The organism is Pseudomonas sp. D3-27, from assembly GCF_051132165.1.
In the GTDB taxonomy this organism is placed as follows: Bacteria; Pseudomonadota; Gammaproteobacteria; order Pseudomonadales; family Pseudomonadaceae; genus Aquipseudomonas.
Genome location: NZ_CP071667.1, coordinates 550643 through 572020, shown reverse-complemented (window position 1 = coordinate 572020; position 21378 = coordinate 550643). Strand labels below are relative to the sequence as shown.

19 protein-coding genes are annotated in these 21378 nt (G+C 60.9%); 6 read left to right on the top strand and 13 right to left on the bottom strand.

The window, feature by feature from the left end; genetic code table 11:
* Positions 1–114: 114 nt before the first annotated feature.
* The 3 genes from creC to J3P92_RS02610 all read right to left on the bottom strand — a co-directional run bounded on the left by creC (position 115) and on the right by J3P92_RS02610 (position 2789).
* Positions 115–1533, bottom strand: coding sequence for a two-component system sensor histidine kinase CreC (creC, locus tag J3P92_RS02620; protein ID WP_434649835.1), 1419 nt, complete (start codon positions 1531–1533; stop codon positions 115–117).
* Positions 1533–2213, bottom strand: coding sequence for a two-component system response regulator CreB (creB, locus tag J3P92_RS02615; protein WP_434649833.1), 681 nt, complete (start codon positions 2211–2213; stop codon positions 1533–1535). The genes creC and creB overlap by 1 nt, the downstream gene beginning before the upstream one ends.
* 69 nt (positions 2214–2282) lie before the next feature.
* Positions 2283–2789 carry an ATP-dependent zinc protease family protein gene (locus J3P92_RS02610; protein ID WP_420764927.1) on the bottom strand — a complete coding sequence of 169 codons (507 nt, stop codon included), beginning with the start codon at positions 2787–2789 and terminating at the stop codon, positions 2283–2285.
* 189 nt (positions 2790–2978) lie between these two features.
* On the opposite strand from J3P92_RS02610, the gene J3P92_RS02605 reads away from it, so the two are divergent.
* The 4 genes from J3P92_RS02605 (at position 2979) to J3P92_RS02590 (ending at position 5815) form a co-directional block, all read left to right on the top strand.
* Positions 2979–3872 (top strand): acyltransferase, encoded by an 894-nt coding sequence (locus J3P92_RS02605; protein ID WP_434609142.1) that lies wholly within the window; start codon positions 2979–2981, stop codon positions 3870–3872.
* A 154-nt stretch (positions 3873–4026) separates the two neighbouring features.
* Entirely contained in the window at positions 4027–4401 is a 375-nt protein-coding gene (locus J3P92_RS02600; RefSeq protein WP_434649831.1) for a hypothetical protein, read from the top strand.
* Positions 4402–4712: 311 nt separating this feature from the next.
* Positions 4713–5141 (top strand): DUF3757 domain-containing protein, encoded by a 429-nt coding sequence (locus J3P92_RS02595; protein WP_434649829.1) that lies wholly within the window; start codon positions 4713–4715, stop codon positions 5139–5141.
* A gap of 98 nt (positions 5142–5239) precedes the next feature.
* Positions 5240–5815, top strand: coding sequence for a hypothetical protein (locus J3P92_RS02590; RefSeq protein WP_434609135.1), 576 nt, complete (start codon positions 5240–5242; stop codon positions 5813–5815).
* Between the two features lie 45 nt (positions 5816–5860).
* On the opposite strand, the gene fdhA is transcribed toward J3P92_RS02590, so the two are convergent.
* From fdhA to J3P92_RS02550, 8 genes are all read right to left on the bottom strand, one after another.
* Positions 5861–7060: a formaldehyde dehydrogenase, glutathione-independent gene (fdhA, locus tag J3P92_RS02585; protein ID WP_434649827.1), complete on the bottom strand. Its 1200-nt coding sequence runs from the start codon at positions 7058–7060 to the stop codon at positions 5861–5863.
* A gap of 226 nt (positions 7061–7286) precedes the next feature.
* Positions 7287–8144, bottom strand: a complete 858-nt coding sequence (gene purU / locus J3P92_RS02580) for a formyltetrahydrofolate deformylase (protein ID WP_420764933.1) — start codon at positions 8142–8144, stop codon at positions 7287–7289.
* 211 nt (positions 8145–8355) lie between these two features.
* Positions 8356–8988: a sarcosine oxidase subunit gamma gene (locus J3P92_RS02575; protein ID WP_434649825.1), complete on the bottom strand. Its 633-nt coding sequence runs from the start codon at positions 8986–8988 to the stop codon at positions 8356–8358.
* Between the two features lie 146 nt (positions 8989–9134).
* Positions 9135–12152 carry a sarcosine oxidase subunit alpha gene (locus tag J3P92_RS02570; RefSeq protein ID WP_434649824.1) on the bottom strand — a complete coding sequence of 1006 codons (3018 nt, stop codon included), beginning with the start codon at positions 12150–12152 and terminating at the stop codon, positions 9135–9137.
* Positions 12149–12478, bottom strand: coding sequence for a sarcosine oxidase subunit delta (locus tag J3P92_RS02565; protein ID WP_434561923.1), 330 nt, complete (start codon positions 12476–12478; stop codon positions 12149–12151). The genes J3P92_RS02570 and J3P92_RS02565 overlap by 4 nt, the downstream gene beginning before the upstream one ends.
* A gap of 14 nt (positions 12479–12492) precedes the next feature.
* Positions 12493–13743 carry a sarcosine oxidase subunit beta gene (locus J3P92_RS02560; protein ID WP_030139293.1) on the bottom strand — a complete coding sequence of 417 codons (1251 nt, stop codon included), beginning with the start codon at positions 13741–13743 and terminating at the stop codon, positions 12493–12495.
* 22 nt (positions 13744–13765) lie between these two features.
* Positions 13766–15019: a serine hydroxymethyltransferase gene (gene glyA, locus J3P92_RS02555; RefSeq protein WP_420764937.1), complete on the bottom strand. Its 1254-nt coding sequence runs from the start codon at positions 15017–15019 to the stop codon at positions 13766–13768.
* A 191-nt stretch (positions 15020–15210) separates the two neighbouring features.
* On the bottom strand, positions 15211–15921 hold the full coding sequence (locus J3P92_RS02550; RefSeq protein WP_420764938.1) for a TraX family protein: 711 nt from the start codon (positions 15919–15921) through the stop codon (positions 15211–15213).
* Positions 15922–16114: 193 nt separating this feature from the next.
* Here J3P92_RS02550 and J3P92_RS02545 point away from each other — a divergent pair, with 193 nt between their 5' ends.
* Entirely contained in the window at positions 16115–17155 is a 1041-nt protein-coding gene (locus tag J3P92_RS02545) for a low specificity L-threonine aldolase (protein WP_420764939.1), read from the top strand.
* A 180-nt stretch (positions 17156–17335) separates the two neighbouring features.
* Here the strand turns inward: J3P92_RS02545 and gbcB are convergent, their stop codons facing one another.
* Positions 17336–18436 carry a glycine-betaine demethylase subunit GbcB gene (gene gbcB, locus J3P92_RS02540; RefSeq protein ID WP_434561917.1) on the bottom strand — a complete coding sequence of 367 codons (1101 nt, stop codon included), beginning with the start codon at positions 18434–18436 and terminating at the stop codon, positions 17336–17338.
* A gap of 284 nt (positions 18437–18720) precedes the next feature.
* On the opposite strand from gbcB, the gene gbcA reads away from it, so the two are divergent.
* Positions 18721–20016, top strand: coding sequence for a glycine-betaine demethylase subunit GbcA (gene gbcA / locus J3P92_RS02535; RefSeq protein ID WP_434561915.1), 1296 nt, complete (start codon positions 18721–18723; stop codon positions 20014–20016).
* 115 nt (positions 20017–20131) lie between these two features.
* On the opposite strand, the gene J3P92_RS02530 is transcribed toward gbcA, so the two are convergent.
* Entirely contained in the window at positions 20132–21376 is a 1245-nt protein-coding gene (locus tag J3P92_RS02530) for a metallophosphoesterase (RefSeq protein WP_420764942.1), read from the bottom strand.
* Positions 21377–21378: the final 2 nt, after the last annotated feature.

Below are 21378 nucleotides of genomic sequence, written 5' to 3'. Positions count from 1 at the left end.
CCCTGTTCGAATGAGGGAGAGTCTGGCGTGGCCGTGTGGGGGGTTTATGGGGCGAATGTGGAGATTGTGTAGAGAATCGCGACCGGGAACCTGTGGGAAATCAGCAACAGTGGTTCAGGGCAACCGCAGCAGCACTTCCACCCCTCCCTCGACATTGCCTATGCTGAACGCCCCGCCATGCAACTGCACCACCTCCTCAACGAAGTTCAGCCCCAGGCCAGTGCTCTTGCGGCCGCTGTCCGGGCGAGGCAAGGAGTAGAAACGTTCGCTCAAACGGGGCAGCGCATAGTCGGGAATTGGCTCGGCCTGGTTGAACAGGCGGATCTCGACCGCGCTGCCGATACGCTCGGCGCTGAGCCGTAGCAGGCCCGCGACAGGCGTGAAGTCCAGGGCATTTTCCAGCAGATTGCCCAACGCCTGGCGCAACAGAAAAGGCTCCCCGGTCAGCGCCAGGTCGGCAGCGATGTGCTGCTCGATCTTTAACTGGCGACTTTCGATCCAGCCGCCACGCGCTTGCAACAACTCATCCATCAACGCCGTCACCGGCACCGCTACCACCTCCTCCAGGCCTTGCCGCTGCTCGACCTGGGCCAGGTTGAGCAAACGCTCGATCAACTGCTGCATCCGCACGCTTTCGCTGTCGATGTTGCTGACGAAACGCTGGTGCTGGGCGGCCGGCATGTCGCTCTGCAGCAGCTCGGCGGCGCCGCGAATCGCCGCCAGCGGACTCTTGAGTTCATGGGTCAGGGTATGTACGTATCGCTCGACATACGCCTTGCCTTCAAGCTGGGTGCGCATATGCTCCACCGCCCCCGCCAATTGTTCGAACTCGCCGCCGCGATAGTGCGGCACCTCCACCCGACGGCCCTGGCTGACCGCCTGGGCATAAGCCGTCAAGCGCCGCAATGCCGCGCTGAGCCACCACGACAGCAAGGCGCCGAGCAACAGGCCAAGGCCGATCAGACCGGCGCCGTAGGCGAGCAAACGCCGTTCCGTGCGGTCGACGTAAGGCTGCAAGGAGCTATTGGGCTTGGCCACCGTCACCACGCCTATGATCCGGCCGTTGTCACGGATCGGCGCCCCGACGTGCATCACCGAAGACGCCGGGTCATCCGGATCGCTGCGGGTCGAACGGGCGCCATAGTGACCGCGCAGCGTCAGGTAGACGTCGTTCCAGCGCGAATAGTCCTGCCCCACTGCCGCGCCGCTGGAATCGAGCACCACGATGCCGTTGGCGTCGGTGACGTAGATGCGGTGGCTGACCTGGTTTTTCGGCAGCCCCCAGATTGTCGCGGCCGGCTGGCGCTCACCATAGGATTTGAGCAGTTGCGGCCAGCGGTTCTGGCTAAGCGTTCCGGCCTTGAAATCGTCCCGCAGGATCTCAGCCATCAGGTTGGCCGTGTCCACCAGGGTTTCCTCGGTGGACTGGCGCACACCGGGGCGGATTTCCTCCATGACCGTGTTGAGCACGAAATACCCGGCCAAGCCAATAAACAACACATAGGCAAGGAAGATACGAATGCCCAGTGACATCAGCTGTGCCCCGGGCTGTAGCTGTAGCCGAGCCCCCGATGAGTCTGGATCGGCTCGGCCTCGGCCCGGACCAGGCGCAGTTTGGCACGTAGGCTCTTGATATGACTGTCGATCGTGCGCTCGTAACCGGCGTCGCTGGCCACGCCTAGGGCATCGAGCAACTGTTCGCGGCTGAAGACCCGTTCGGGCTGGTCCAGCAAACAGTGCAACAAGCGAAACTCGTGGCGCGTGAGGTTCAGCGGTTTGCCGCGATAGTTGATCTGCATGCGATCAGGGTCGACCTGGAACAACGCTGTCCCCGTTTCGGCGATCGGTCGCGGCGCCACTCGCTTGAGGATGGTGCGGACCCTGGCGGCCACTTCCCGAGGGCTGAAGGGTTTGACCACGTAGTCGTCGGCACCAATCTCCAAGCCCACCACCCGATCAATCTCGCCGTCCCGAGCTGTAAGAAAGATGACCGGGACGTCGCTGAAACGTCTGAGATTCTTACACGTCTCAAAACCACTGATATCCGGCAAGCCTACATCGAGAATGATCAGGTCCGCCGGCGTGTTTTTCTGGTGCTCGAGGGCAGCTGCGCCAAGGCTCAGCCAAGTGGTGTCAAAGCCTTCGCCCTGCAGGGCAAATACCAGCGTATCGGCAATGGCGGCTTCGTCTTCGACAATCAGAATATGAGGCATGGCGTCCGAGCCCGACAGGAAAGTTGCCGGAACGGTGCCCCAAGCCTCGGGGCACGTCAATCGCGCAAATCAACAGTCCGGTTTATCCGCTGTAAACCGCCGTGCCGGGTTGACCGCCGCCTTGAATTCGCGCAAGGCCTTGGCGCCGATCAGTAGCGGGTAGTTGAAGCTGCTGCGGTCGGTCAGGTTGACCTCGACGGTGCGCTTGACGTTACCCAGGCACATTTCCAGTTCCACCACCGGACGTTTACTCGGGGCGATCTTTTCATCGTCGTCCTCGTCCTCTTCTGAACGGGTCTTGATCTTGCTGATGCGGGCAATCTTATGCTCATAGATCTTGTTGCTCGCATCTTTGGTTGCCAGGCGAAACCGTACCCAATCATCGCCGTCACGGGTAAACGTCTCGATGTCCTTGGCCGACAGCGAAGCGGTCAGCGCACCGGTGTCCATTTTCGCCTTGAGCACTTCGCCGCCCATTTCCGGCAGCGCTATGTATTCATAGCGCCCGTACAAGGTGGGTTCGGCGGCCAGTACTGGAAGGGCCACCAGGGAAAGCAGGGCTAGAACGGATTTCATGTAGGAGGCTTCCATTGTGGGAGTGGGATTTTAGACCGTGGTCCGTGAATTCGTTCGGTTAACTTCGACAGGGATGGCTACGGGAAAACCAGCCTATCGATCAAAAGGTGAAACATTCGTACATCGCGATTTGGCCTGTCGCTCGAAGCTGCTTATCATGGCCCGCCCACCCGTTTGCAAGAGTCATCTATGCGCCGCCTGCTCACCGGCTGTCTCGTCACCCTGTTGCTGCTGCTCAACACCTTGGTGCTGTTCGGACCGCTCATGGTGTTTGCGCTCTTGAAACTGGTCCTGCCCGGGCGTTTTCGCGACTACGCCTCGTTGGCGGTCATGTGGATCGCCGAGACCTGGGCCGAAATCGACAAACTGATCTTTGCCCTGTGCATCCCCACTCGCTGGGACATTCGCGGTGGCGAAGGCCTGCGCGGCGACACCTCCTACCTGGTGATCAGCAACCACCAATCCTGGGTGGACATCCCCGCCCTGGTCCAGGCCCTCAACCGGCGCACGCCTTTTTTCAAGTTTTTCCTCAAGAAGGAACTGATCTGGGTGCCCTTCCTTGGCTTGGCCTGGTGGGCGCTGGATTACCCCTTCATGAAACGCTACACCAAGGCCTTCCTGGCGAAGAACCCGGAACTGGCTGGTCGCGATCTGGAAATCACCAAGGCCGCCTGTGAGCTGTTCAAGCGCCAACCGGTCACTGTGGTGAACTACCTTGAAGGCACGCGTTACACAACGGCCAAAAGCCAGGCGCAGCAATCGCCCTTCGCTCACCTGCTCAAGCCCAAGGCCGGCGGGGTGGCATTCGTGCTGGCGGCGATGGGCGAGCAACTGGACGCGGTGCTGGACGTAACAGTGGTCTACCCGCAAGAGCGGATTCCAGGTTTTTGGGACTTGATCAGCGGGGCGGTGCCCAAGGTCATCATCGACATCCAGACCCGCGAACTGGACCCGACGCTATGGCAGGGCGATTACGAGAACGACCCCGTGTTTCGCCAGCACGTCCAGGACTGGGTCAACTTGCTGTGGGCCGAAAAAGATCGGCGTATTGCTGCGCTGCGCAGCGAAGGCCGGCTTGGGTAACACCTTCTAAGCTGAGAATTGAGGTTTATCGCGAAAAAATCAGATCCCGCCATGGGTAGTTCCAAATCGAGATAAAAAATTGTCAGGGTTGACAGTAGCCCTCACCGGACACAGCCGTAACGATGTCGCCGAGAATTAAATTGGAGACATGCACATGCGATATTTCATTGGAGGCGGCGCGGGAATGATCCTGCTGATAATCGGCCATGTTCAGGCTGGAGAAGCTTCTTGTCCGGCGTTGACACAACTCCAGGACGACACTGCAACTGTCAATATCCAGGATGCTCCTGACTGGCAGAGCCAAACCATCGTGCAAGAGCTCAACCCTGCGTCACTACAATTCGACGAAGCGGAATTCGCGATCCAGGAACCTGACGAATATCAACAGGTCAGCGTGATCTACCAGCACTGCGAGACGAAACTTACCCTTGACTACCTTACACCGGGATTGAACGGTCATTGCACAAGCCTCGGCACCCGTGCTTGCCAATTTCGGAACAGCAGCGATTATTTCAGTCTCAGATTTTGATGAGTCCGTGGCGGATTTTCGAGGTCGCCACCTTCATCAGACACCTGCGCCAGCCGCACTGCGGGAAAGCCAGGCTGGCCGCCGCTGAAGAATAGCTTTTCTATCGCTCACAAGTTTCTACATAACAGAGAAACTTCCTACAGCAAACTCCGAAACTTCCAATTTCTTTTGTATTTATCTCACGCTAGAGCAGTGAGCCGATATATATCTATACATAATTACGGATTGACATAAAGGACTGTCAACTCTGACAGTAGCCCGACCTGGAAACAGCCGTAAGAATAGCCATGGGCCGAGCCAGGAGGCGCGACATGTTTAAGATACGAGCCCGCGGCGTGGGGTTATTGCTAGGGGTTATTGGCCAGGTTAACGCTGGCGAAATAACCTGCCCCGCGGCCACGGACATACACAGAAACATCGAGGCGGTAGAAGATGTTTATTTTGTCGAAGGGCACGATGAGTTCGAATGGCGGAGCGAAAACCTCGTGGATTCGGTCAACCCGAGAAAACTGTTATTCGAAGGCGCGGAATATGTACAGCACGAAGAGAGCGAGGACGAAGAAGAACTTGCCATTCGTACCACCATCACATGCCGATATGGCGATATGAATCTGGTCATGCAATATCCCCACGTTCAAGAACCCACCTTTTCGCCGTGGATAAACAATAACTGTAAAAGCCAGGATGTTAACGAGTGCCAACTCATCAATGCCGATTATTTTCAAGTCAGCTTTGATTAAGGTCAGGTACGTAGTCCGAGTTTCGCTACTCCAAACCTGCTCTGCCATTCCCGCTGGGGTTACCGTAAAGTGCGGCATCTTCTTACCAGAGCTTGCTCATGAATGTACAAATCGGTGGCGCCACCCTCGCCGTCATCCTGACCGGCATGCTGATTGTCCTGGGCGTCAATGAATGCCAGCGTGGCCCTTTGAATCCGGATCTTGCCGACAACCTCAGTGACGAGCAGAAGGCATGGCTGACCATCGAACATCGCATCAAACGCTCGGACCCGGCCCTTACCGAAGTCATCCGCAACCAGCAATCCTTGACCGTCCTCTACCGTCCAGACGCTGCCACGCAGGCGTCAGAACCGTGGGTGGAGCACATGTTGCGCGTGGTTGGGCATGGCCTGGCCGCACTCAACAACGCGCCCGGCGCCAAGCAATACACACACGTCACGATCAAGGCGCGGATGCTTGTCGATGATGATGTGGAACTGGTTTACGACATGCCGGGTTTTGACGCAATCAAGACGCAACAGGGCGGCTACGTGACCTTTGCCAGCATGCCGCAAAGCATGGTGTTCAGTCGCGAGGCCTTGACCCGGGCCCAGGAATATTGCCGTGGCCCCAGTGCCCGGGGATTTTATCCCGAATTCTGCGAACGGGTCCTGACACCGCAGGGTCCTGAATAAAAAGGGCGACACCACTGCCGCCCTTTTTCCGTCTTGCCTACAACCTTACGCCGCGCTGAACAACTTGTGCGGATCGATCACAAACTTCTTCGGCACGCCCGCATCGAACTCGCCATACCCCTTCGGCGCGTCGTCCAGGCTGATGACCTGCACACCCACGATTTCGGCAATGTTGATACGGTCCCACATGATCGCCTGCATCAGTTGGCGATTGTATTTCATCACCGGGGTCTGGCCGGTGTGGAAGCTGTGGGATTTAGCCCAGCCCAAGCCGAAGCGGATGCTCAGGCTGCCCATTTTCGCTGCGGCATCGACCGCGCCCGGGTCTTCGGTGACGTACAGGCCGGGGATGCCGATCTTGCCAGCGACGCGGACCACGCCCATCAATGAGTTGAGCACGGTGGCCGGGGCTTCGTGCTTGACGCCGTCATGGCCATGGCCGCGAGCTTCGAAGCCTACAGCGTCGACCGCGCAGTCGACTTCAGGCTCGCCCAGCAGCGCGGCGATCTGCTCATGCAGCGGAGTGTCCTGGGACAGGTCGGCAATTTCGAAGCCCTGGGCCTTGGCGTGGGCCAGGCGGACCGGATTCACGTCGCCGATGATGACCACGGCCGCGCCCAACAGGCGAGCGGACGCAGCGGCCGCCAGGCCAACCGGACCGGCACCGGCAATGTAGACGGTGCTGCCTGGGCCAACGCCGGCGGTGACGGCGCCGTGGTAGCCGGTGGGCAGGATGTCGGACAGGCAGGTCAGGTCACGGATTTTCCCCATGGCCTTGTCACGATCCGGCAGCTTCAGCAGGTTGAAATCGGCGTACGGCACCAGCACGTATTCGGCTTGGCCGCCGGTCCAGTCGCCCATGTCGACGTAACCGTAGGCACCGCCGGCACGGGCCGGGTTGACGGTCAGGCAGACGCCGGTGTGCATTTCCTTGCAGGAACGGCAGCGCCCGCAAGCCACGTTGAACGGTACCGACACCAGGTCGCCGATTTTCAGGTTCTCGACGTCGCTGCCCTTCTCGATCACTTCACCGGTGATCTCATGGCCCAGGACCAGCCCGGTCTGGGCGGTGGTACGACCGCGCACCATATGTTGGTCGGAGCCGCAGATGTTGGTGGAGACTACGCGCAGGATGACGCCGTGCTCGATCTTCCTGCCGCGCGGGTCCTGCATTTTGGGATAGTCGATTTTCTGTACTTCGACCTTGCCGTTGCCGAGATACACGACACCACGATTACCGGACATGCTTTCACCTCGCTGTTGTTTTTATGAAACTGCGCTGCCCAGGCAGGCAGCGCGTTGATTGCTCGGGTTGGTGCTTGTGGCTTGTTTCTGTGTTCGGTGCTTGTTTTGGTGTTGTCAGTAAAGGCCCTATCGCGAGCAAGCTCGCTCCCACAATGGACTGTTGGTGCGTCCAGAATCTGCAGGCCTACACAGATCCTGTGGGAGCGAGCTTGCTCGCGATGACGGTCTAAAGAACAACCGTGCGATTGGCGTTCAAGAACACCCGCCGCTCAATGTGATACCCCACCGCCCGGGCCAAGGTGAGCCCTTCGATATCCCTGCCCTTGGCAATCAAATCTTCGGGGTAGTGGCTGTGGTCCACCACTTCCACGCCTTGGGCAATGATCGGCCCTTCGTCCAGATCGTTGTTGATGTAATGCGCCGTGGCGCCCACCAGCTTCACGCCTTTGTTGTAGGCCTGGTGATACGGCTTGGCACCCTTGAACCCCGGCAGCAACGAGTGATGGATGTTGATCGCCTTGCCATCAAGCTTGCGGCACAACTCTGGCGACAGCACTTGCATGTAGCGGGCGAGGATCACCAGTTCGGCGCCGGTGTCTTCGATCACCTGCCACACCTGCCGCTCCTGGGCCGGTTTGTCGTTCGGGTCAAGGGGGAAATGGTAGTAGGGAATCTGGTGCCAGTCGGCCAACGGCTTGAGGTCTGGGTGGTTGGACACCACGGCCACTACGTCCATCGACAACTGGCCGATGCGCTGGCGGTAGAGCAAGTCGTTGAGGCAGTGATCGGCCTTGGAGACCATGATCACCACTTTGGGTCGATAGTTGGGCGGGGTCAGTTCGAAGACCATGCCAAAGGCTTCGGCACGCTCGGCCAGGCCGGCGCGGAAACTCTGCTCATCGAAACCGTCAGGCTGGCGAAACTCCACGCGAATGAAGAAGCGCGCCGAGAGTCGGTCGTCGAACGAGTGGTGTTCGGTGACGTAGCAGCCCTGCTCGAACAGAAAGCGGGTCACCGCGTCCACCGTGCCGAGCACGCTGGGGCAATCGGCAGTCAGGATCCATGTGTCTGGGGCGCGGCTCATTGCGGTGACTCCTGTTTGTTATGGACAAATCCCCCCGCTAAGCACAGAACCCCTGTGGCGAGGGGATTTATCCCCGCTGGGCTGCGGAGCAGCCCCTAGACCTGCTACTTCAGAGTGTCAGGTTGATCACATCAAGCTTTTGGGGCTGCTTCGCAGCCCAGCGGGGATAAATCCCCTCGCCACAACAGTGTTCAGCTTTAGCCTCTGTGTATCAGGCCTGCACGCTCAACCCATACTCCGCCGCGGCATCCTGCAACCACAGCCACCAGTAGTCGGAGAAGCTGCGGCGGATCACCAGTTCACAGGTGTCTTCAGCCGTATGGCGGATCACCAGTTGCGACTTGGCGAACACCGTGCCCACGGCTTTGCCCACCGGGAAATTGCTTGGGTGTACATCGTAGCTGGTGGATTTCATCAGCACGTCGCGCACGTTCGGGCCGGACAGTTCGAGGATCTGCTGGCCGCCGCTGACATTGACGATCTGGATGTGCAGGTCGCCGAGGGCTTCACGCAGCTTTTGCTCGGCGGCGAATTCCTCGCCGGTGGGCACCACCAGCAGCCACTCATCCGGGCCGAGCCATTGCAGGCTGGTTTCGCCCTTGATGACGACGGTCAGCGCGGCCGGCAATTCCAGGCCCAGGGCCTTATGCACGCCAGCGGCGAACGCTGGGTCATGGCCGTCGCCACGAATGGTCAGGTGGCCCAGGAGTTTTTTCTCGCGCACGGTCACGCCGGCGTTCTTGCGACCCTTGCCCACCTGGCTTGCGAGGTCGGCATGGTGCAGCGACGACTCGGCCTTGGCCCCGGTGGTTGGGCGTTGTTGATACACGTTGACTGCGGTCATATGGAGCACCTGTCTGAATACTATTGAGCCAACCTTGTGGCGACCTTCAGGCCGTCATCGCGAGCAAGCTCGCTCCCACAAGGGTTACGCGATCAACTGTGGGAGCGAGCTTGCTCGCGATTGCGCCCCACAGGATCTCAAGCCAATCAGATGTTCTGCCGATCCCCCTTCGGATCGAAGAACACCGAAGAAACGATCTCTGCCTCGATCACCCGGCCGTCGGCCAATGGCGCGAACACCCGCTCGCCCAGGCGCTTCAAGCCACCCTTGACCACACCCATCGCAAACGAATAACCCAGAGAGTTATGCGCATAGCTGGAGGTGACGTGGCCGACCATCGACATCGGGATCGCCTGCTTGGGGTTGAACACCAGCTGGGCGCCTTCCGGCAGCCAGACATTCGGGTCGATCGGCTTGAGCCCCACCAGTTGCTTGCGATTTTCGCGCACGCAATCTTCGCGATTCATCCCGCGCCAGCCGATCCAAGAGAACGGCTTGGTGCGGCCGACGCACCAGCCCATGTTCAGGTCGTCCGGGGTCATCGAACCGTCGGTGTCCTGACCGACGATGATGAAGCCTTTCTCAGCCCGCAAGACGTGCATGGTCTCGGTGCCGTACGGGGTCAGGTTGTATTTCTTGCCGGCCTCGACGATCTGCTCGAGCACACCCATGGCGTAGTCGGCCTGCACGTTGATCTCGTATGACAGCTCACCGGTGAACGAGATACGGAACACCCGCGCCGGCACGCCGCCCACCAGGCCTTCCTTCCAGGTCATGAACGGGAAGCCGTCCTTGTCCAGGTCGATGTCGGTGACTTCGCTCAGCAGCTTGCGGCTGTTGGGCCCCGACAGGGTCATGGTTGCCCAGTGGTCGGTGACCGAGGTGAAGTACACCTTCAAGTCCGGCCATTCGGTCTGCTGGTAGATCTCCAGCCATTGCAGCACACGAGCCGCGCCGCCAGTGGTGGTGGTCATCAGGAAATGGTTGTCCGCCAGACAGGCTGTCACGCCGTCGTCGAAGACCATGCCGTCTTCCTTGCACATCAGGCCGTAGCGGGCCTTGCCCACGTCGAGCTTGGTCCAGGCATTGGTGTAGATGCGGTTGAGGAACTCACGGGCATCCGGGCCCTGGATATCGATCTTGCCCAGGGTCGAGGCGTCCAGCAGGCCGACGCTGTCGCGCACGGCCTTGCATTCGCGCTTGACTGCGGCGTGCATGTCTTCGCCGTTCTTAGGGAAGTACCAAGGGCGCTTCCATTGGCCGACGTCTTCGAACTCGGCACCGTTTTTTACATGCCAGGCATGCAGCGCGGTGAAGCGCACCGGCTCGAAAATGTGCCCGCAGTGACGGCCGGCCACCGCGCCGAAAGTCACCGGCGTGTAGTTCGGACGGAACATGGTGGTGCCCATCTGCGGGATGCTCACGTTCAGCGAACGGGCCGCGATGGCCAGGCCGTTGACGTTGCCCAGCTTGCCTTGGTCAGTGCCGAAGCCCAGGGCGGTGTAACGCTTGACGTGTTCCACCGACTCGAAGCCTTCGCGGGTGGCGAGTTCGATGGCGGCGGCGGTGACGTCGTTTTGCAGGTCGACGAATTGCTTCGGCGCCCGAGCGGTGGTTTTTTCGTGGGGCACCTGGAACAGCGCCAGGGTCGGTTCTTCGTGACGGCTCAGGGCTTTGGGCAACACGCCCTCCACTGCCTTGAAACCCGCTTCGCTGGCCGCGCGCACGCCGCCTTCGAAACCGTCGGCCAAGCTATCGCCGAGGCTGTACACGCCATTTACACCGCCGACGCACACCCGTTTCTGCGGAGCTTCGCCCGGTACGAAACCGAGGATGTCTTCACGCCAGATCGGCTTGCCGCCCAGGTGCGAAGCCAGGTGGACCACCGGGCTGTAGCCGCCGGAGCTCGCCACCAGGTCGCAGTCCAGCCATTCGCCGGGGCTGGTGACTGTATGGGCGCGCACATCGATCGCGGCAACCCGTGCCCCGGTGACGCGCTTGCTGCCAAGGGCTTCGATCACGGCGCTGCCGGTAAGGATGCGGATGCCCTTGGCGCGGGCTTCTTCCACCAGTGCGCCACGTGGGTTGCTGCGGGCATCGGCCACGGCTACCACTTGCAGGCCGGCGTCGAACCAGTCCAGGGCCACGCGATAGGCGTGGTCATTGTTGGTGCTCAGGACCAGTTTCTTGCCCGGCGCCACGCCGTAGCGGCGGATGTAAGTAGAAACCGCGCCAGCCAGCATGTTGCCCGGCACGTCGTTGTTGCCGTAGACCAATGGCCGCTCGCAGGCGCCGGTCGCCAGCACCACGCGCTTGGCGCGGACCCGGTTGATGCGCTGGCGAACCTGGCCGATCGGAGCGCGATCACCCAGGTGATCGGTGAGGCGCTCATGGATGGTCAGGAAGTTATGGTCGTGGTAGCCGTTCACCGTGGCGCGAGGCAGCAACACCACTTCCGGCATCGAGCGCAGTTCAGCCACCGCGGCAGCGACCCACTCGGTCGCCGGCTTGCCGTCCAGACTCTCGCGGGAATCGAGCAGGCTGCCACCGAACTCTTCCTGCTCGTCAGCCAGGATCACGCGCGCACCGCTGCGGGCCGCGGCCAGTGCGGCGGCCAGACCAGCAGGGCCGGCGCCGACGATCAACACGTCGCAGTGACGGTTCATGTAGTCGTAGGTGTCCGGATCGTTCTCGGTCGGCGAGCGACCCAACCCTGCGGCCTTGCGGATGTACTTTTCGTAGGTCATCCAGAACGATTGCGGGTACATGAAGGTTTTGTAGTAGAAGCCCGGCGGCATCAGCTTGCCGCCGACCTTGCCGAGGATCCCCATCATGTCGTTGTTCACGTTCGGCCAGCCGTTGGTGCTGGTGGCGACCAGGCCTTGGTACAGCGCTTGTTGCGTTGCCCTTACGTTCGGAATCTGGGTGGCTTCGGTGGCACCGATCTGCAGCACCGCGTTCGGCTCTTCGGCGCCGGCGGCGAAAATGCCGCGCGGACGGGAATACTTGAAGCTGCGACCGATGATGTCGACCCCGTTGGCCAGCAGCGCGGCGGCCAGGGAGTCGCCCTCGAAGCCTTTGTAGGTCTGGCCGTTGAAGGTGAAGCTCAGCACTTTGTTACGGTCGATCCGTCCGCCGTTGGACAGGCGATTGATCTGGCTCATACCTTCTCTCCCAGAGCCTGCGCGGCCGCTTTCGGACTGTCAGCCTTGTCGGTGAATTGCGGCTTTTGACCGATCTTGTAGGTTTCGAGAATTTCGTAGGTCACGGTGTCACGGGTCGCGTTGAAGTACTGGCGGCAACCGGCGGCATGGATCCACAACTCGTGATGCAGGCCGCGAGGGTTGTCGCGGAAGAACATGTAGTCGCCCCACTCCTCGTCGGTGCAGGCGTTCGGGTCCAGTGGACGCGGGATATGCGCCTGGCCGGATGCATGGAATTCCTCTTCGGAGCGCAGTTCGCCGCAGTGAGGACAGAAGATGTGCAACATGGGGATTTCTCCTGTTAGTGGGCGACGGCAGCAGCGCCGTGTTCGTCAATGAGTGCGCCGTTGTGGAAACGGTCGATGGAAAACGGCGCGGCCAGCGGGTGCATTTCACCCTTGGCCAGGCTTGCGGCAAACACGTTGCCCGAGCCAGGTGTGGCCTTGAAACCACCGGTGCCCCAACCGCAGTTGAAGAACATGTTCGGCACCGGGGTCTTGGAGATGATCGGGCAGGCGTCCGGGGTGGTGTCGACGATGCCGCCCCACTGGCGGTTCATGCGCACCCGCGAGAGCACCGGGAACATTTCGACGATGGCCTGGATGGTGTGCTCGATCACCGGGTACGAACCACGCTGGCCGTAGCCGTTGTAGCCGTCGATACCGGCGCCGATCACCAGGTCGCCCTTGTCGGACTGGCTGATATAGCCGTGTACGGCGTTGGACATGATCACACTGTCGATGATCGGCTTGATCGGCTCCGATACCAACGCTTGCAATGGATGGGACTCAACCGGCAGGCGGAAGCCCGCGAGCTTGGCCATGTGCCCGGAGTTACCGGCGGTCACCACGCCGACACGCTTGGCGCCAATGAAGCCCTTGTTGGTTTCAACGCCGATGCACACGCCGTTTTCCTTGCGAAAACCGATCACTTCGGTCTGCTGGATCAGGTCCACGCCCAACGCGTCCGCCGCCCGGGCAAAGCCCCAGGCCACGGCATCGTGACGGGCCACGCCGCCGCGACGCTGGACGGTGGCGCCCATCACCGGGTAGCGGGTGTTTTTCGAGCAATCCAGGTATGGGATTTCGTCGGCCACTTGCTTGGCGTTGAGCAGCTCGCCGTCCACGCCGTTGAGGCGGTTGGCGCTGACGCGACGCTCGGAATCACGGATGTCCTGCAGGGTATGGCACAGGTTGTAGACGCCACGCTGGGAAAACATCACGTTGTAGTTCAGGTCCTGGGACAGGCCTTCCCAGAGTTTCATCGCATGTTCGTACAGGTGGGCCGACTCGTCCCACAGGTAGTTGGAGCGCACGATGGTGGTGTTGCGCGCGGTGTTACCGCCGCCCAGCCAGCCCTTCTCGACCACGGCCACGTTGGTGATGCCGTGTTCCTTGGCCAGGTAATAGGCGGTCGCCAGGCCATGCCCGCCACCGCCGACGATGACCACGTCATAAACCTTTTTCGGCGTCGGCGTGCGCCACATCCGCTGCCAGTTTTCATGGTGGCTGAGTGAGTGTTTGAAGAGGCCGAAGCCCGAATAGCGTTGCATAGTCATTTACTCCAAAACCGACTCAGCGATAAACCGGGAAGTCCGCGCACAGGGCCGCCACTTGCTGCGCGACATTGGCCTCGACATCGGCATCGCCGAGGTTGTCGAGGATGTCGCAGATCCAACCGGCCAGCGTGACGCACTGGCTGACCTTGAAACCGCGCGTGGTCACCGCCGGGGTACCGATACGCAGGCCCGAGGTCACGAACGGCGATTGCGGGTCGTTCGGCACGGCGTTCTTGTTGACGGTGATGTGGGCGCGGCCCAGGGCGGCGTCGGCGTCCTTGCCCGTCAGGCCCTGGCGAATCAGGCTGACCAGGAACAGGTGATTATCGGTGCCGCCGGATACCACATCGTAGCCACGCTTGATGAACACGCCAGCCATGGCCTGGGCGTTTTCGATCACTTGCTGTTGATAGGCCTTGAAACCTGGTTCCAGGGCCTCCTTGAAGCACACGGCCTTGCCGGCGATCACGTGCATCAGCGGGCCGCCCTGGGCGCCGGGGAATACCGCGGCGTTGAGCTTCTTCTCGATTTCTTCGTTGGACTTGGCCAGGATCAGACCGCCACGGGGACCGCGCAGGGTCTTGTGGGTGGTGGTGGTGACCACGTCGGCGTACGGCAGTGGGTTTGGGTACAGGCCGGCGGCAACCAGGCCAGCGACGTGGGCCATGTCGACGAACAGCAGCGCACCGACCTTGTCGGCGATCTGGCGGAAGCGTGGAAAATCCAGGGTCTTGGAGTAGGCAGAGAAACCGGCAACGATCATCTTCGGCTTGCACTCGACCGCCAGGCGCTCGACTTCGTCGTAGTCGATCAGGCCGGTGGTGGTGTCGATGCCGTATTGCACCGCGTTGTAGAGTTTGCCTGAGGACGACACTTTCGCACCGTGAGTCAGGTGACCGCCGTGGGCCAGGCTCATGCCCAGGATGGTGTCACCGGCTTGCAGCAGGGCCAGGTAGACGGCGCTGTTGGCCGACGAACCGGAGTGGGGCTGGACGTTGGCGTAATCGGCGCCGAACAACTGCTTGGCGCGCTCGATGGCCAGGGCCTCGACCTTGTCGACGTGCTCGCAGCCACCGTAGTAGCGCTTGCCCGGATAGCCTTCGGCGTATTTGTTGGTCAAGCCGCTGCCCTGGGCCTGCATCACACGCTTGCTGGTGTAGTTCTCGGACGCGATCAGTTCGATGTGGTCTTCCTGGCGTTGCTCCTCGGCATTCATCGCCGCCAGCAGTGCATCATCGTAGCCTTGGATTTGGTCTTGCTTGCTGAACATCGCGTCTCTCCCAGCGGCGGCGGTGCGCCTTTCGTCTCGGTGAGGCACGGACCGTTTCGGTCGTGCCCTTTGGATGCGATGGTATGGCCGGCGCAGGCAGGTCAAATGCCTATGGACGCCACGCAAAGGTGCGTTTACGACATGGGATCAAATGGAATCGAACACCTTCCCTTGTGGTGAGAGAACAAGGGTTATGCAAAGGCTTGGCGAACCGCGAGCAACAGCAGAAAGTGCGCGGGATAGAGCAGATAGGCCCAACGTCGCATCGGCACCGGATGAAAACGACCCGCGTGTCGCAAAAGCACCAGGCCCAGCCCTGGCGCGATCAGGCAAGCCACCAACCCCCACAACGCCACCGCATCCCCCAGCCACGCGGCGCCATACAGCACCCGCCATTGATTGGCCGCCACGCACACCAGTCCCGGCAGCAAGGCCAGAAACAGCGAGCGCTTGAACGCCAGCAATGTCGCCAGTGGCAGCAGCACCCCATAGAAGCCAAACATCAACCGCGACGAAAACAGCGCCGCCAGCAGCAACGCCATCGCGGCCAGGCATCGCGCTTCCAAGGTGGGCGTCTGCCAACAACGCGCTACCAATAACCCAAGCACCAACGTAGGCATGACATTCAAGGTGGCGGGGGCGGGAATGAACAAGCGATAGGGAATTTCGCTGACGGCGCTGAACAGCAACAGCCAGCCCAGGTAGCGCCACGCATCGGTGCCGGCGGCGCCGCCGCTGCGCGCCAGGTTTGCCGCCATCGCCAGGCAGAACCACGGAAACGCCAACCTCCCCGGCACATACAGCCAATCGACGGAAAAACCGACATATCGCAGATGATCGAGGACCATCGACAACAGAGCCAGCCACTTGAGCAGGTCCAGGGCGCCGTCGCGTCGACTCATGTGCGTCGCGGCCCTGGGGCTTTGTGATTTTCTGACAGAAACATCCCGTATGTTCCCCCGCTAATCTTGGGTAAAGTGCGCACCAACATAAACCACGGCGTTGCGCACTCAAGCACGCCGGACCAAGGAACCCCCATCCGGGAATTCCGCCAGGGATCTCTTACCCAGGACTCTCTAATCAAGGAGCACGGCCATGACCGACAAGAGTCAACAATTTGCCAGCGACAACTATTCCGGCATCTGCCCTGAAGCCTGGGCGGCCATGGAAGAAGCCAACCAGGGCCACCAGCGCGCCTACGGCGACGACGAGTGGACCCATCGCGCGGCGGATGATTTCCGTGCCTTGTTCGAAACCGACTGCGAAGTGTTCTTCGCGTTCAACGGCACGGCGGCCAACTCCTTGGCGCTGTCCTCACTGTGCCAGAGTTATCACAGCGTGATCTGCTCGGAAACCGCCCACGTCGAGACCGACGAATGTGGCGCGCCGGAATTCTTCTCCAACGGCTCCAAGCTGCTGGTGGCACGCACCGAGAACGGCAAGCTGACGCCCGACTCGATCCGCGAGGTCGCCCTCAAGCGCCAGGATATCCACTACCCCAAGCCGCGCGTCGTGACCCTGACCCAGGCCACGGAAGTGGGCAGTGTCTACACGCCGGAGGAAATCCGCGCCATCAGCGTCACCTGCAAGGAGCTGGGCCTGAACCTGCACATGGACGGCGCGCGATTCTCCAACGCCTGCGCCTTCCTCGGCTGCACCCCGGCAGACCTGACCTGGAAGGCCGGCGTGGACGTGTTGTGCTTCGGCGGGACGAAAAACGGCATGGCGGTGGGCGAAGCAATTCTGTTCTTCAACCACGACCTGGCCGAAGACTTCGACTACCGCTGCAAACAGGCCGGGCAACTGGCGTCGAAAATGCGCTTCCTGTCCGCGCCCTGGGTCGGCCTGCTGCAAAACGACGCCTGGCTCAAGCACGCCCGCCACGCCAACCGCTGCGCGCAATTGCTGGCGGAGCTGGTCAGCGACATCGAGGGCGTGGAACTGATGTTCCCGGTCCAGGCCAACGGGGTGTTCCTGCAACTCTCGGAGCCGGCTATCGCCGCGCTGACGGCCAAGGGCTGGCGCTTCTACACCTTCATCGGCAAGGGCGGCGCACGCTTCATGTGCTCCTGGGATACAGAAGAGGCGCGGGTGCGGGAATTGGCGGCGGATATTCGGGAAGTGATGGCGGGCTAGGAAATATTGCAGGTTCACCTGTGGCGAGGGGATTTATCCCCGCTGGGCCGCGAAGCGGCCCTGAAATCTGCGGACGCGATGTATCAGATTGATCGAGTTGATTGCTTTAGGGCTGCTTCGCAGCCCAACGGGGATAAATCCCCTCGCCACAAGAGCTCATCGCGCGCCTGAGAGAACGGATCAAAACTCGATCCGCACATCCCCCTTCGGCACGCTGCAGCACGACAGGATATAACCCTCGGCCTCGTCGTCCTCGGTGATCCCGCCGTTGTGCTCCATCTCCACTTCCCCGCCCAGCTTCAACACCTTGCAAGTGCCGCAGATGCCCATGCCACAAGCCTTCGGGATCATCAGGCCGAGCTTGGCGGCGGCCGCGTGGACGGTTTCGCCCGGTGCTACGCCGATGCTCTTGCCGGAGGCGACGAATTCCACCTGGTGCAGGTCCGCCTGGTCAACTTCCGGTGCGTCAGCGGCCTGTTCGGCCTGTTCCACCGCATCGGCGCGGGCTTCCGGTGGCGTGGCGCCAAAGGATTCCTCGTGATAACGCTTCATGTCATAGCCGGCGGCTTCCAGCAGGCGCTTGACCGCACTCATGTACGGCGTCGGGCCGCAGCAGAACACTTCGCGCTCGAGGAAATCGGGCACCATCAATTCCAGCATCTTGTGATTCAAGTATCCGCGGTACCCGGCCCACGGCTCGCCCAGGCCATGTTTTTCGCAAATAAGGTGCAAGCTGAAGTTGTCGATCCGCGACGCCATGTGCTCCAGCTCGCGGTGGTAGATGATGTCCTTGGGCGAGCGAGCGCTGTGGACGAAGGTCATGTCGACGTTAGCGTTGGTATCGTAGAACCAACGCGCCATGGACATGCACGGCGTAATTCCCACGCCACCGCTGAGGTAAAGCACTTTCGGACTCGGGAAATCGATGGCGTTGAACAGCCCCACCGGCCCGTGCACCGCCAGTTCCTGGCCCTCGTGCAGCGTATCGTGCAGCCAGTTGGAAACCTTGCCCCCCGGCACGCGCTTGATGGTCACCGAGAAGCTGTAGGGCACCGACGGCGAACTGGAAATGGTGTAGGAACGCATGATCGGCTGGCCTTCGATTTCCAGCTCCAGGGTGACAAATTGCCCGGGCTTGAAAAAGAACATGATCGGCTGGTCGGCCATGAAACAGAATGTGCGCACATCCCAGGTTTCCTGGATGACTTTGACGCAACGAACGATATGTCGGCCATTGGCCCAGGTCTGGGTGGTGACCGGGTTCAGGAAATTATTGGACATGCTGATCTCCACGGCCGACTGTCGGCCTTAATGATGGCGATTGTGCTTAGGCGCCTGTACCGCCATTTACCTATCTGCGACATTCACATACTTATCGCGACCAGCCCCCAACTACCGGGGCTTGCGCGTCGGGAACAGATTGGGCCATGTCGCCCATGGATAAGGTTGCGCCCCTGCGCGGCCCCACACTCGCCCCAACAGACAATCACAAATTTCTGCCTTGCGTAGCACAACCGATCAGCCACTTTTTTGATGGTCTCGTAGAGGACCATGAGGACAAAACGATGGACGTCACCACCACCCTGAGCCTGGGCGATCCGCTGGAACCCGCACGCAAGGCCACCGCGCAGATGCTGCAAGAGCGCGAGCGCACCTTTTCGCTGCCGCAGCCGTTCTACTCCGATGAGCGCCTGTTCGATATCGACATGCAGGAAATTTTCCAGAAGGAATGGTTGATCGCCGGCATGACCTGCGAAATCCCGGCGAAGGGCAACTACCTGACGCTGCAGATCGGCAAGAACCCGATCATTGTGATTCGCGGCGCCGAGGGCGTGGTGCATGCCTTCCATAACGTCTGCCGCCACCGTGGTTCGCGGCTGTGCACCAGCGACAAGGGCAAGGTCGCCAAACTGGTCTGCCATTACCACCAGTGGACCTACGAACTGGACGGTCGCCTGCTGTTCGCCGGCACCGAGATGGGTGCCGACTTCGACATGAAGCAGTACGGCCTCAAGCCGGTGAACGTGAAGACCGCCGGCGGCTACATCTTCATCAGCCTGGCCGAGAACCCACCGGCCATCGATGATTTCCTGTCGACCCTGAACCACTACATGGAACCCTACGACATGGAGAACACCAAGGTGGCGGTGCAAACCACCTTGATGGAAAAGGCCAACTGGAAACTGGTGCTGGAGAACAACCGCGAGTGCTACCACTGCAACGCGTCGCACCCTGAACTGCTAAAAACCTTGCTGGAATGGGACGACGTCACCGACCCACGCGCCGACCAGGCGTTCAAGGACCACGTGGCCGCTTCCGCCGCCGCCTGGGAAGCCGAGAAGATCCCTTACGCCCACGCCAGCTTCGGCCTGCGCAACCGAATCGTGCGCATGCCGCTGCTCAAGGGCACCGTGTCGATGACCATGGACGGCAAGCAAGGCTGCGCCAAGCTGATGGGCCGCATCAAGAACCCGGACCTGGGCTCGATGCGCATCCTGCACCTGCCGCACTCGTGGAACCACTGCATGGGCGACCACATCATCGTGTTCACCGTGTGGCCGATCAGCGCTCAGGAAACCATGGTCACCACCAAGTGGCTGGTGCACAAGGACGCGGTCGAAGGCGTCGACTACGACGTAGAGCGCATGCGCCAGGTCTGGGACGCCACCAACGACCAGGACCGTCGCCTGGCCGAGGAAAACCAGCGCGGCATCAACTCCACCGCCTACCAACCGGGCCCGTACTCCAAGACCTACGAGTTCGGCGTGGTGAATTTCGTGGATTGGTACAGCGAGCGCCTGCTCAACAACCTGGGGGCCGAACCTGCGCCGTACCTCAAGGGCGTTCCGGTCCAGGGCTAAGTCAGAAGCATCGTTGGATCGCCGCCCGGAGCAAGCTCGCTCCCACAGGTTCTGTGACCGACACAGACCCTTGTGGGAGCGAGCCTGCTCGCGATAGCGGCCTGACATTCACCGACTACCTGGAAGACCACCGCACACTGCCATCCTCCCCATAAAACGTCTCGACAATCTCCTCCCCCCTCAGCTGAACCTTCACATACCCATTCAACACCCGCTCCGGATACGTCTCGTCCCCCGCCAGTTCAGTTTCCGACCATAGCACCCGGGCATGCCCGTTCAACTCGCTGGTGGTGCCATAGGGAATCGCCCCGTGCCCGGCGCAGCGCGCATGCAGCCCACCTTGGGGTGCGTAACAGATTCCATTGTGCAAATGGCCCCAATACCAATAATCCGGCTCGCGCCCCAGGGCGTCGCAGACCGGTTGATAAAGCGCGGTCTTGTTGTGCCCTGAAATGTCGAAGCCTTGGTGATGACTGAGCACCATGAGCTTCTTGCGCTTGGGCAGGGTTTTCATCCACTCGATCTGCTGGGTGTTGAGGGTGCCGTCCATGTACAGGTTCATTGCGTCCGAAGCGTAGGCACTGTCGAGCCCGACCACCAGCCAGTCGTCGTTGTACAAGGCGAAATAACTGGTGCCCTGTTGCACCGGAAAACGCGACGCCAGCTCCTTGAAGTAGCCATGGGCGCCGCTGTACATCTCATGGTTGGAGTTGAGGGTGAACGACCCATGCTTGCCCTGCGGCCACCCGGCCATGTCGACATCTTCCTGGGAATGCGTGCCGGCGTAGTAGACATCGCCCAGGTGGATGGTGAAGTCAGCCTGGGCCAGTTGCATCTGGTTGGCGACGGCCACCGCGGGTGCGTGACTGTCGAACGGCCCGGTGCCCCAGTCGCCTGCGATGGCGAGCACCACGTCGTTGTCCATTTTCACCAGCGCCGGGGTGGTGGCGAACGTCGCGTGGTGGCGCAGGTTTTCAATCCATTTGAGCAGCGCCTCGCTCCAGAGCAGGTCCAGCAATTCCCATTTGCGGCACCCCAGCAAGGTGCCGTCCTTGAGTACTCGGGTGCGTAGTTCGTCTTCGCTTTGCGGCAAGGCGCTGGCGTTGCCGATCTTCAGGATCGACAAGCCATGAGCGAGCTCCCAGGGCACGGCCGGCTCATCGTCCGGCAGATCGCCGTGATCGATGACGTGCCGGGCCTGGTCATGGCCTCGCTGCAGCAGCTTGACGATGGCCTGGAATTCCTCCGGTTCCAGGTCGTTGACGAGTTTTTTCCAGGACATTTCCAGCCGCGTGACCAACCCATGCAGGCGGACCTTGACCTTGTCGAACTCATGTTCCCAATGATGCAGTAATGACATGT